Origin of the sequence: Kitasatospora sp. NPDC048296, assembly GCF_043201815.1 — a bacterium.
Classification (GTDB): Bacteria; Actinomycetota; Actinomycetes; order Streptomycetales; family Streptomycetaceae; genus Kitasatospora.
Genome location: NZ_JBICZB010000021.1, coordinates 100,386 through 111,279, shown reverse-complemented (window position 1 = coordinate 111,279; position 10,894 = coordinate 100,386). Strand labels below are relative to the sequence as shown.

Below are 10,894 nucleotides of genomic sequence, written 5' to 3'. Positions count from 1 at the left end.
CGGCGGCGCGGCGGGGGGGGCGGAGCCCCTCGGCCCGGCCCCCCCGCAACGGGGGGACCCCCCCTGGGCAGGCGGAGGGGCCCGCCGGTCGCTGTGGCGCCCGGCGGGCCCGTCCTGTCAGGTGTCGGTGATCAGTGGCCGCCCGCGTCGACCACCTCGACGTCGGCGACCTCGCGCTCGATCTCCTCGGCGGGCAGTGCCACCCGGATCGCCCAGAAGTAGATGACCAGCGAGAACACCGAGACGAGCGCCATGTCGTACCACATCGGGATCCGGCCGGTGCCGTCGCCGAAGCCGCCCTGCCAGGAGATCAGGCCGAGGCCCAGCAGGTAGACCGGCAGCCACTGGGCGGCCTTCCAGTTGAGCCGCGGCGCGTTCGGCAGGCCCTTCTTGATGGCGTAGGCCGCGTAGCCGCCGAGCAGGAGGTAGCCGAGCACGATGGCGATGCCCAGGCGGGACAGGGTCTGCCAGCCGGCCCAGTAGATGATCAGGCTGGCGACCACGAACGCGGCCGGGGAGATCACGCCGCCCAGCGGCAGCCGGTAGGAGCGCTCGCGCTCGGGCAGCCGGCGGCGCAGGGCGCCGAAGGCCAGCGGGGCACCGGCGTACATCAGCACGCTGGCGGAGGTGATGAAGCCGACCAGCTCCTGCCAGCTCGGGAAGGGCAGGAAGCAGATCACGCCGGTCACGAAGGAGATGATCAGGCCGAACCACGGCACGCCGTTCTTGTCCAGCTGCTCGAACTTCTGCGGCGCGTAGCCGTTGCGGCTCAGGCCGTAGGAGATGCGCGAGGTGGAGGTGGTGTAGATCAGGCCGGTGCCGCCGGGGGAGATCACCGCGTCGACCTTCAGCACGTAGTACAGCCAGCCGAGGCCGACCAGGGTGGCCAGACCGGCGAACGGGCCGTCGATGCCGGGGAAGTCGAGCTTCGCCCAGCCGTTGGCGAAGGCGCTGACCGGCAGCGCGCCGATGAAGACGACCTGCAGCAGGGTGTAGATCAGGGTGCCGATGGCGACCGAGCCGAGTACCGCGCGGGGGATGTCGCGCTTGGGGTTGCGGCTCTCACCGGCGATCTGGATGGCCTGCTCGAAACCGAGCAGGGCGAAGATGATGCCGCTGGTGCTGATCGCGGCCAGCACACCCTTGGCGCCGAACGGGGCGAAGCCGTGCGAGGTGAAGTTGGAGCCGTGGAAGCTGGTGATCGCCAGCAGGAAGATCGTGAGCAGAGGAACGAAGATCTTCAGCCAGGTGGCGATGCTGTTGGTCCGGGCGAGGACCTTCACGCCGAGGAAATTGACCGCGACGAATACCGCCATCAGCGCGGTCGCGACGATGAATCCGCTGGTGCTGAGGGTGCCGTTGGCGTTCTGCAGCCCGCTGGCCCAGGGCATGTCCTTGGCGTATCCGATCATGGCCTCGACCTCGATCGGTGCCACGGTGGCCGCCTGGATCCAGGAGAACCAGCCGAAGGACATGCCGGCCAGGCCGCCGAAGGCGTAGTGCGGGTAGCGCGCGGTGCCGCCCGAGACCGGGAAGAGCCCGCCGAGCTCGGCGTGCACGAGGGCCAGCAGCACGATCGCTACGGCGCCGATGCCCCAGGAGATGACGGCCGCGGGGCCGGCGGCGGTGACGGCGCTCTTGGCGCCGAAGAGCCAGCCGGAGCCGATGATCGAGCCGACCGAGGCCCACATGAGGCCGACGAGGCCGACGTGCCGCTTGAGCGACCGGTGGGCGGTCCCGCTGGTGCCGGAGTTCTGGCCGGGCGGCGAGATCTGGTTGAGGGAAGCCATGGGCGATCTCTCTGTGTGTGGGGGCTCCGAGGTGGGCGGAGCGCGGAGAGTTGCCACACCGTAGGGCTATTCATAGACCTCTGCACAGACCTCATTGCTGAATGTTTACTTTCTTTGCCGGATATCCGTGCTGGTAGGGGGCGGTGCAGCATCCGGCGGATTACGTGACTCGCGAGTAGGTCCAGGATTTGAGCCGGAATTGAGCATCGACTGGCGAGGGTGCATTATTGGCGGCCAGTCGTTTCATGGGAATGGCGATCGCCGCATAGTGATGCGGCTGGGCCGGTTGATGGCCGGTTGATGGCCGGTTGATGGCCGGTCGACGGCGTCGCTGGCCGGCAGGCTCGGCGCGCCGGGTGGGGCGAACGGAGTGGTGTCGAGTCGGACGTCCCGCTCGGTGAACCGGCTCGGCTCGGTGTGGTGCGACGGTTGTCGTGCGGCTGGGGGCGTCGGCCGACAGGTTTGGGTGTCGAGGCGCGCCGTGTACGGACGCGCGGGAAGTGGATCTCGCGTGACGCGACGTCAATGTCGGCGCCATGCAGAAGTCCCGCGCTCCGATCGATCGGAGCGCGGGACCTCTGCACTGCCTTCACCAGACGGGTCGTGTGCGCAGCGAATTCGGCCCTTCGGCGGCGGGCAGTGGCAGTCGAGGACCGCCTGGATCCGCCGGACGTCGGGGATTGGTTGCGCGTCGCTTTGGAAGCTGGACCACCGGGTGGCCGCTATGCGCCATCCCGACAGACATCACCCGCGTGCAGGACGCGTAAACCTGTAGGACAATAGCCATGTTGGTGCCCCGGCCCGATTTCGGCGGGCCGGGGCTCCACTTCATGCCGTTGGCTCAGGTCCGGACGTCCCGGTCGGGCTCAGTTCCGGAATTTCCGGTCGGGCTCGGTTACCACTCGCCGCGGCCCTCGCCGCCGCGCTCCTCGCGGCCCTCGCGGCCCTCGCCACCGTGGAAGCGGTGGGCGACCCGGAAGCTGCCCACAACGCCGTCGTCGACCTCGATGCCCTCGTGCACGCGCTTCGGGTGAACACCGTCGCTGGAGCTGTGGGGCCCGACGGTGGCGATGGGGGCGCCGTTGTCGCAGACCGCGCCGCTGAAGACCTCAACGTCCCGCCAGCTGTCGTTGCGGATGTTCAGCGACTTGGCACCCAGGCCGCTGACCACGGTGATGCAGCCGAAGTCGTCCGCGGAGTACGACCGCTCGTTGACGTGGATGATGCCACGCTCGCGGTGCTCGCGGTGCCCGCGGTGCTCGCGGCGCTCCTCGCGGCCCTCGTTGCCCTTGCCCTCGTTGCCCTTCGAGTTGCCGCCGTCGAGCGGCGCCTGGGCGAGAGCGGCGGGAGCGACAGCCGCCGGAGCGGCCTCGGGGGCCACCTTCTGGACGACCGGCGCCGCCTTCGCGGCCGGCTCGGATGCAGCCGACGCGTAGGTGATGCCGGTGACGGCCACGCCTGCCGTTGCCGCGAGGACAATGGCGGTGGTCATCTTGTTCATGGAACTTCTCCTGTCTCGACTGGATCGGCTTGGTGCCGACAGATATGAACGTACTGGCCGATTGAAGGACTGTCATATCAACCCGTGCCGAATGGTTGATGAGGGGGGCCAAATGGGGGACCTGGGGCGCTCTGACCCTGTTTTCGGGGGTCGAGATGGTCGGCTATCAGATTTCTCAAAACGCCTTATTTGAGGGGGAGTTGATGGCTCGGATTGGGTCTTTCGGGTGGCCACTGACTCCTGCTCACCCTTTTGGCGCTCTCCGGGGTGCGCGCGGTGTTGGACCGGAATGACGGGGTGCCAAATTGACGGCCTCGCGGCCCGCCCCGAGGCCCTTTGTCCGGGCCGTACGGCCGTGGCGCGCCTGTCGGGATTCGCGTCGGCGAGGGGGGGATCCCTCGGCTCCTCCACGATCCGTCGCGTGAGAACTCTGATGATCTTTTTTCTCGCGCCCGTCATGAAAGAGGTCCCGCCCTCCGAGTGGCCGGAGGGCGGGACCTTTTCGCTCGGTCTTCGTCAAATGTGCTGTGGATTGGGCGAGTTCAGGCCCGGCGGGAGGCGGGAGCTGGGGCCGCCTGGATCGGCCGGGCGTCGGTGATCGGCTGAGACCGCTGGTCGACCGTCAGGCGGGTCCCGGGTGATCGTCAGGGCTGTCGCCGTCGTCGGGGTCGGCGGCCGACGCGGGGTGGCCGCTGAGGGGTGGGCGGTGCCGTCCGGACCGGTGGCGTCCACCGGCGCCGGGTGCTGCTGACCGGGACGGCGCCCGCGACGTGGCGCAAGCGGCCTCCGCCGGGGCGGGGGCGGCCGAGGAGGCCACCACAGCCGCGGCAGGGCGGTGGGCGCTGTCGTGTGCTTCCTGCCCGCCACCCCGGGCGGGCCGATCATCCGTCGACGCGTGAACGGCGTGACGGTTCTGCTACCGCACGAGGTCCGACGGATCCGTGTTGGCGCCGCACAGGAGGACGGCGATGCGCTCGCCGTCCACCTGGTCCAGTGCCGCCAGGGCGGTGGAGGCGGCGTGCTCGACGGCGATCCGGCGCTCGTCCCACAGCTGCCGCCGGGCTCGCACGATGGCGTCGTCGGACACCAGTACCGAGCGGACGCTCTCGTGCCCGGCCGCGTGCACGGCGAGGGCGGTGGCCCGGCGGGCGCCGAGCGCGTCCTGAGCCACCGACGCGACCGGGACGTCCACCGGGCGGCCCGCCGCCAGCGCCGCGTTGAGGGCCCGACTTCCCTCCGGCTCCACCGCCACCACGCGGACGCCGTGCTCGCGGGCCGCGACCGCGACCCCGGCGAACAGCCCGCCGCCGCCCACCGACACCACCACCGTGTCCAGCCCGGGCACCCGGGCGCGGATCTCCGCCAGGACCGTCCCCGCCCCGGCCGCGATCAGCGGGTGGTCGTACGCGTGCGAGGCCAGCGCCCCGCTGTCCGCCGCGAACTCCTCGCAGGCCGCCAGCGCCTCCGCGTACTCCCGGCCGACCAGCCGCACCTCGGCACCGTACGAGCGCAGCCGCGCCAGCTTCACCGGCGAGGCCGTCTCCGGCAGGAACACCGTTGCCCGGACGCCGAGTTCGCGTGCCGCCCAGGCGCAGGCCAGCCCGGCGTTGCCGCCCGAGGCGATGGTGACCCCGGCCGACGGGAGGGCGCCCGTCTCGGCGTGGGCGAGCAGGAAGTTCTGCGCGCCGCGGGCCTTGAAGCTGCCGGTGTGCTGCAGGAACTCCAGTGCCAGCCAGGTCCGTCCGCCCTCGTCGCCCGGCGCCACCGCGACCGGCCGCACCCGCCCGGCGATCCGCTGCCCGGCGGCCTCGACCTCGTCGTGCGTCAGCTGGTTCATCGCGCGTGCTCCTTCGCCCGGGGGGTGCTCCCGCTCGACCGTAGTCGGCCCGGGCGGGCCGGAAAAGATCGCCGACGGGCGGCGTAGGCTGGCCCTCGTGCGTCTCGTGATCCTCCCGCCGCCGGTCCGCTAGCGGGCGGCGTACTTCACCCGACCCGGCCGAGCGGGAGTGCCCGCCGTCGCCGGGGCGATGGTTGCCGCCCGCCGACCCCGCGGACCTGAACCGGCGATCCATCGTGGAGTACCGACGCATGACCTCCTACGCCGCCGTGCCGTTCCGGCACGGCCTGTTGTCCATTTCCGCCGCCGCCGTCGCCTGGGGCGTGGGCGGAGCCGTGGCCGCGCTGCTGCTGCGCACCAGCGGGCTCGGCCCCGTGGCCGTCACCTGCTGGCGCTTCGGCGTCGCGGCGCTCTGCCTGGCGCTGCTGCCGTCCGGCAGGACGAGCGGCGGCCGCCGGGGCGCCGCCGTGCTGACCGGGATCGGGCTGGCCGTCAGCCAGTGCGCCTACTTCGGTTCCGTGCAGTACGCGGGCCTGGGGCTCGGCACCCTGATCACCATCGGTGCCGGGCCGGTGCTCACCAGCCTCGGCGCCCACGTGCTGCTCGGCGAACGCCTCACCCGACGGGCGGTGGCCGCCGTCGTCCTGGCCCTCGGCGGGCTCGTGCTGCTGGTCGCCGCCCCGGCCGCCGGGCCGCGCCCGGCGCTGGGCGTCGCCCTGGCGTTGCTCGCCGGCGCCGGCCAGAGCGGGCTGACCCTGTGGGCGCGCGGCGGTGGTACGGCGAAAGCCAGCACCGGCGCCTTCACCACCGGGCTGCTCTGCCTGCTGCCGTTCGCGGCCGTCCAGGGCGTGCTGCCGACGGCCGGGGACCCGGCGCTGACCGGGGGAGCGCTGCTCTTCCTCGGGACGGTGCCGACCCTGCTCGCCTACCGGTGGTACTTCACCGGACTCACCGCCGTACCGGGGACCACGGCCTCGGTGCTGGTGCTGCTGGAGCCGGCGACGGCGGCGGTGATCGGGGTGCTGCTCCTCGGCGAACCGCTCACCGCGGGCCTGGTGGCGGGTTCGGCGCTGCTGCTGGCCGCGATCGCGGCGCTGGCCCGGTCGTAGCGATCGAGCACGGCGGCGTGCACCCGGGAGGACGAGTCGTGCTCGCCGGGCGCACGCCGCCGTGCTGTCGTGGGCCGCATGAACCTCTCACTCCTGGCCCGGGTGGCCGTCACGACCACCACCGCCGTCCTCCTCGCCGCCGGCGCCACCGCACCCGCCGCCTTCGCGTCGGCGAGCGGCAGGCGCGATGTCACCGCCGAGCAGTGCCGGGGTGCGGGAGGACACGTCGAGGGCAGCGGCTACTGCGTCACCGCCGTCGGTGAGGACGCCTGGGGCGAGCCGATCGACGGGCAGGCGGTCAACCCGAACCCGCGCCCGGGCGAGGAGGACTGAGGGCCTGTCCGCCCTGAGGGCGGCGGGCTCTCCCGGGACCGCCGTTCACGGCACCGGCCGCAGGGTCACCGGCTGCGGGGTCAGCGCCCGCAGCACCAGGTCGATCCGGACCCTGGCGGCGCCCGCCCGCTGGAGCGCGGCGGCGACCGCCCGTAACTCCTCCGGGCCGGTGCAGGCCAGGCGGAGCTCCAGGTCGGCGTCCCCGGCGAGGGCCAGGCCGCTCTGGACCGCCGGGAACTCCGCGGCCAGCCGGTCGAAGTCGAGCGGGGTCGGCCCGTAGCTGACCCGGGCGATCGCGTGCAGGGCGCGGGCCTGCTCGGGCCGGCCCGGCACGGGTTCGAGTCCGGCCGGGACCAGTTGGAGCGGGGCCGTCACCGGCGCTGGAGCTGGGCGGTCGGGGCCGGGGCGGGCGTCGGAGCCGGGACGGATACGGGCGGGGCGACCAGCCGTGGGTCCAGGACCAGGGTGTCGACCCCGAGCGGGGCGGTGAGGTCGCGCAGAGCGGGCTCGCCGATCTCGGTGTGGGCCTGGTCCGGTCCCAGGAGGGCGGTGAGGGCCTCGGGGCTGGAGAACCCGACCGCGCAGCGGCGGCCGTCGCGCAGGCGGAACAGGCGGAGGGCGGTGGGGCTTCCGGTGCCGGTGATGGTGGCGGTGACCGGAACGTGCCAGACGACGCGGGCCATGCGAATGCTCCCGAGTGGGGTGGTGGTGCCTGCCGGGACTACTTCCTCGACGCTAGGCCGGGACGGGTGCGGCGTCGCCGGTCCTGACGCAGCGTTGACCGAATGGGGTGGTGCGTTGACGCACTCCTGACACCCGACTCACCCGATTGGACGACACCACTTCCGCGCTCGCCCGAACGCTGCCCGACCACGACCCGAACAGTGTCCGACCGACACCTGATCCGGACGGCCCGGGAGCGCTCCGCTTGCCTCCCGTCCCGTCCCGGACCACGGTGGAGTCGGCTGTCGTCGCAGCCGTCCTCGCGGCCGCCGGAGCGCCCCCGGATCCGACCGGCGCGCACTCCGGGGCGGGGGGAGGTGGAGCGAGGGGCCCGGGACGAGATATCTTGACGTCAAGACGTTGGAGACGTGAAGCGGAGTACCGATGACTGACTCGACCATCATCTATACGCACACCGACGAGGCTCCGGCCCTGGCGACCTACTCGTTCCTGCCGGTGGTCCAGGCGTATGCCTCGACGGCGGGTGTTCGGGTGGAGACCCGTGACATCTCCCTGGCCGGGCGTATCATCGCCAGCTTCCCGGAGCGTCTGACCGAGGCCCAGCGGATCGGCGACGCCCTGTCCGAGCTCGGTGAGCTCGCCAAGACCCCGGGCGCCAACATCATCAAGCTGCCGAACATCTCGGCCTCCGTGCCGCAGCTGAAGGCCGCCATCGCCGAGCTGCAGGCCCAGGGCTACGCCCTGCCGGACTACCCGGACGACCCGCAGACCGACGAGGACAAGGACGTCCGCGCCCGCTACGACAAGGTCAAGGGCAGCGCCGTCAACCCGGTCCTGCGCGAGGGCAACTCCGACCGCCGCGCCCCGCAGTCGGTCAAGAACTACGCCAAGACCCACCCGCACCGCATGGGCGCCTGGACCGCCGAGTCCAAGACCAATGTCGCCACCATGGGCGAGAACGACTTCGCGAGCACCGAGAAGTCCGCCGTGATCGCCGCCGACGGCGCCCTGCGCATCGAGCTGCTCGGCCAGGACGGCACCACCACCGTGCTGCGCGAGACGGTCCCGGTGCTGGCCGGCGAGGTCGTCGACGCCTCCGTGATGCGCGCCGCCGCCCTGAACGAGTTCCTGGCCGCCCAGGTCGCCCGCGCCAAGGCCGAGGGCGTGCTGTTCTCGGTGCACCTCAAGGCCACCATGATGAAGGTCTCCGACCCGATCATCTTCGGCCACGTGGTCCGCGCCTTCTTCCCGAAGACCTTCGCCAAGTACGGCGAGGTGCTGGTCGCCGCCGGTCTGAACCCGAACAACGGCCTCGGCGGCATCCTGGCCGGCCTCGACAACGTGCCGCACCTGGGTGCCGAGATCAAGGCCTCCTTCGAGGCCGAGCTGGCCGAGGGCCCGGCCCTGGCCATGGTCGACTCGGACAAGGGCATCACCAACCTGCACGTGCCGAGCGACGTCATCGTCGACGCCTCGATGCCGGCCATGATCCGCACCTCCGGCCACATGTGGGGCCCGGACGGCCAGGAGGCCGACACCCTCGCGGTGCTGCCGGACCACAGCTACGCCGGCGTGTACCAGGCCGTCATCGACGACTGCCGCGCCAACGGCGCCCTGGACCCGGCCACCATCGGCTCGGTCCCGAACGTCGGCCTGATGGCCCAGGCGGCCGAGGAGTACGGCTCCCACGACAAGACCTTCGAGATCGAGGCCGCCGGCACCGTCCGCCTGGTCGACGCCGAGGGCAACGTGGTACTGGAGCAGGCCGTCCAGCCGGGCGACATCTTCCGCGCCTGCCAGACCAAGGACGCGCCGATCCAGGACTGGGTCAAGCTGGCCGTCACCCGCGCCCGCGCCACCGGCGACCCGGCGGTGTTCTGGCTGGACGGGAACCGCGCCCACGACGCCGTGCTGATCGAGAAGGTCAAGACCTACCTGCCGGAGCACGACACCAACGGCCTGCAGATCGAGATCAAGTCCCCGGTCGAGGCCACCAAGTTCTCGCTGGAGCGCATTCGCCGCGGCGAGAACACCATCTCGGTGACCGGCAACGTGCTGCGTGACTACCTGACCGACCTGTTCCCGATCCTGGAGCTGGGCACCAGCGCCAAGATGCTGTCGGTCGTCCCGCTGATGGCGGGCGGCGGCCTGTTCGAGACCGGCGCCGGCGGCTCCGCCCCGAAGCACGTCCAGCAGCTGGTCAAGGAGAACTACCTGCGCTGGGACAGCCTGGGCGAGTTCTTCGCGCTGGCCGCCAGCTTCGAGCACCTGGCCACCAGCACCGGCAACGCCCACGCCCAGGTGCTGGCCGACACCCTGGACCGCGCCACCGGCACCTTCCTCAACGAGGACAAGTCGCCGAGCCGCCGCCTCGGTGGCATCGACAACCGCGGCAGCCACTTCTACCTGGCCATGTACTGGGCCCAGGAGCTGGCCAAGCAGACCGCCGACGCCGAGCTGGCCAAGGCCTTCGACGGTCTGGCCAAGGTGCTGACCGAGCAGGAGCAGGCCATCGTGGACGAGCTGATCGCCGTCCAGGGCTCGGCCGTGGACCTCGGCGGCTACTACCAGCCGGACCCGGCCAAGGCCGCCGCCGTGATGCGCCCGTCCAAGACCTTCAACGAGGCGCTCGCCAACCTCGGCTGACGCCGGGCGTGAAGCACCGGGAGGCCCCCGGGTCCGCTGCGGCGGGCCCGGGGGCCTCCCCGCGTGTCAGGCCGCGCCGGGGACTTCCCGGGCGGGCCGTCGGAGCAGCCGGGAACCGTGCAGCAGGAGGGCCGTGCCGACGCCGAAGACCAGGGCCGACACGCTGACCGCTCCGCCGATCCGTTGGAGCGGGCTCCACCCGTTCTCCCGTGCTGCCATGGCCCGCCCCCTGCGCGCTCGGCTTCCGTCCTCATACTGACGGACTGGGCGGCACGATCCCATGGCCTGTTCAGGCCAGCCCGAGCACGACCCCCGTGCCGGTCAGCAGCAGGAGCACGGCGCCGTTGGCGCGGGGCAGCGCGAGCGCCGTGCCGACCGCCTCGCGCAGCAGCTGGTACGGGCCGTGCGCGAGCGGTCCGTCCGCGCCGAGCACCCGGCCGGGGGCGCCGGCCCGGCGGGCGGCCAGGGCGGAGCGGACGGTGTGGAAACCGCTGGTGACGACGGTGCAGCGGTAGTCGGGGCGCTCGGCGGCCATCAGGGCGGCGCTGAAGCGCAGGTTCTCGGCGGTGTTCACGGCCCGCTCCTCGCGCCGGATCCGCTCGGCCGGCACGCCCCGGGCGATCAGGTAGCGGGCCATCGCGGCGGCCTCGGTGCACTCCTCGTGCGGGCCCTTGCCGCCGGTCACCAGCAGCAGCGGCGCGTACCCGGCGGCCTCCTCGGCGGCGAAAAGCATCCGCGCGGCGTCCAGCCGGGCCGCCAGGGTCGGCGCGGGCTCGCAGCCGTCCAGTGCGGCGCCCAGGACCACCACGTAGTCGGAGCCGGCGGGCACCGGCCGACGGCGCTGGTGCAGTGCGCAGCCGAGGAAGCCGAGCAGCCAGAGCAGGACGTACCCGCCGAGCAGCACGGGCAGCAGGAACAGGGCGTGCATACCCGTCGAACGCACCCGGTGGGGACACCGTTCCGCAACGCCACGGAGCCCGCGTTCTCCGGGGAA

General features: G+C 72.3%; 10 protein-coding genes. 3 read left to right on the top strand and 7 right to left on the bottom strand.

What is annotated here, in order from left to right; all coding sequences use genetic code 11:
* Positions 1-131: 131 nt before the first annotated feature.
* From ACGF12_RS15585 to ACGF12_RS15575, 3 genes are all read right to left on the bottom strand, one after another.
* On the bottom strand, positions 132-1,790 hold the full coding sequence (locus ACGF12_RS15585) for an APC family permease (protein WP_393029142.1): 1,659 nt from the start codon (positions 1,788-1,790) through the stop codon (positions 132-134).
* An 895-nt stretch (positions 1,791-2,685) separates the two neighbouring features.
* Positions 2,686-3,291, bottom strand: coding sequence for a hypothetical protein (locus tag ACGF12_RS15580; protein ID WP_393029140.1), 606 nt, complete (start codon positions 3,289-3,291; stop codon positions 2,686-2,688).
* Positions 3,292-4,207: 916 nt separating this feature from the next.
* On the bottom strand, positions 4,208-5,128 hold the full coding sequence (locus ACGF12_RS15575; RefSeq protein WP_393029137.1) for a serine/threonine dehydratase: 921 nt from the start codon (positions 5,126-5,128) through the stop codon (positions 4,208-4,210).
* A gap of 251 nt (positions 5,129-5,379) precedes the next feature.
* Here ACGF12_RS15575 and ACGF12_RS15570 point away from each other — a divergent pair, with 251 nt between their 5' ends.
* Both ACGF12_RS15570 and ACGF12_RS15565 read left to right on the top strand, forming a co-directional pair.
* The gene (locus tag ACGF12_RS15570) at positions 5,380-6,237 is read left to right on the top strand and encodes an EamA family transporter (RefSeq protein ID WP_393029134.1); all 858 of its coding nucleotides are present in this window, start codon (positions 5,380-5,382) and stop codon (positions 6,235-6,237) included.
* Positions 6,238-6,315: 78 nt separating this feature from the next.
* Complete coding sequence (locus ACGF12_RS15565; protein WP_393029131.1) at positions 6,316-6,570, top strand: hypothetical protein; 255 nt, start codon at positions 6,316-6,318, stop codon at positions 6,568-6,570.
* A 45-nt stretch (positions 6,571-6,615) separates the two neighbouring features.
* On the opposite strand, the gene ACGF12_RS15560 is transcribed toward ACGF12_RS15565, so the two are convergent.
* Both ACGF12_RS15560 and ACGF12_RS15555 read right to left on the bottom strand, forming a co-directional pair.
* Positions 6,616-6,945 carry a hypothetical protein gene (locus ACGF12_RS15560; RefSeq protein WP_393029128.1) on the bottom strand — a complete coding sequence of 110 codons (330 nt, stop codon included), beginning with the start codon at positions 6,943-6,945 and terminating at the stop codon, positions 6,616-6,618.
* Positions 6,942-7,253 carry an SAV_915 family protein gene (locus ACGF12_RS15555; RefSeq protein ID WP_393029125.1) on the bottom strand — a complete coding sequence of 104 codons (312 nt, stop codon included), beginning with the start codon at positions 7,251-7,253 and terminating at the stop codon, positions 6,942-6,944. Before ACGF12_RS15555 ends, ACGF12_RS15560 begins: the two co-directional genes overlap by 4 nt.
* Positions 7,254-7,677: 424 nt before the next feature.
* Here ACGF12_RS15555 and ACGF12_RS15550 point away from each other — a divergent pair, with 424 nt between their 5' ends.
* Complete coding sequence (locus ACGF12_RS15550) at positions 7,678-9,900, top strand: NADP-dependent isocitrate dehydrogenase (protein ID WP_393029122.1); 2,223 nt, start codon at positions 7,678-7,680, stop codon at positions 9,898-9,900.
* 66 nt (positions 9,901-9,966) lie between these two features.
* Here the strand turns inward: ACGF12_RS15550 and ACGF12_RS15545 are convergent, their stop codons facing one another.
* Both ACGF12_RS15545 and ACGF12_RS15540 read right to left on the bottom strand, forming a co-directional pair.
* Positions 9,967-10,119, bottom strand: a complete 153-nt coding sequence (locus tag ACGF12_RS15545; RefSeq protein ID WP_393029119.1) for a hypothetical protein — start codon at positions 10,117-10,119, stop codon at positions 9,967-9,969.
* 70 nt (positions 10,120-10,189) lie between these two features.
* Positions 10,190-10,828, bottom strand: coding sequence for a YdcF family protein (locus ACGF12_RS15540; RefSeq protein WP_393029116.1), 639 nt, complete (start codon positions 10,826-10,828; stop codon positions 10,190-10,192).
* Between the last annotated feature and the right edge of the window lie 66 nt (positions 10,829-10,894).

What these genes read in the sequence shown, in the direction of transcription:
- ACGF12_RS15585 (WP_393029142.1), bottom strand. Translation starts at nt 1,790, where the DNA reads ATGGCTTCCCTCAACCAGATCTCGCCGCCCGGCCAGAACTCCGGCACC.
- ACGF12_RS15580 (WP_393029140.1), bottom strand. Translation starts at nt 3,291, where the DNA reads ATGAACAAGATGACCACCGCCATTGTCCTCGCGGCAACGGCAGGCGTG.
- ACGF12_RS15575 (WP_393029137.1), bottom strand. Translation starts at nt 5,128, where the DNA reads ATGAACCAGCTGACGCACGACGAGGTCGAGGCCGCCGGGCAGCGGATC.
- ACGF12_RS15570 (WP_393029134.1), top strand. Translation starts at nt 5,380, where the DNA reads ATGACCTCCTACGCCGCCGTGCCGTTCCGGCACGGCCTGTTGTCCATT.
- ACGF12_RS15565 (WP_393029131.1), top strand. Translation starts at nt 6,316, where the DNA reads ATGAACCTCTCACTCCTGGCCCGGGTGGCCGTCACGACCACCACCGCC.
- ACGF12_RS15555 (WP_393029125.1), bottom strand. Translation starts at nt 7,253, where the DNA reads ATGGCCCGCGTCGTCTGGCACGTTCCGGTCACCGCCACCATCACCGGC.
- ACGF12_RS15550 (WP_393029122.1), top strand. Translation starts at nt 7,678, where the DNA reads ATGACTGACTCGACCATCATCTATACGCACACCGACGAGGCTCCGGCC.
- ACGF12_RS15545 (WP_393029119.1), bottom strand. Translation starts at nt 10,119, where the DNA reads ATGGCAGCACGGGAGAACGGGTGGAGCCCGCTCCAACGGATCGGCGGA.
- ACGF12_RS15540 (WP_393029116.1), bottom strand. Translation starts at nt 10,828, where the DNA reads ATGCACGCCCTGTTCCTGCTGCCCGTGCTGCTCGGCGGGTACGTCCTG.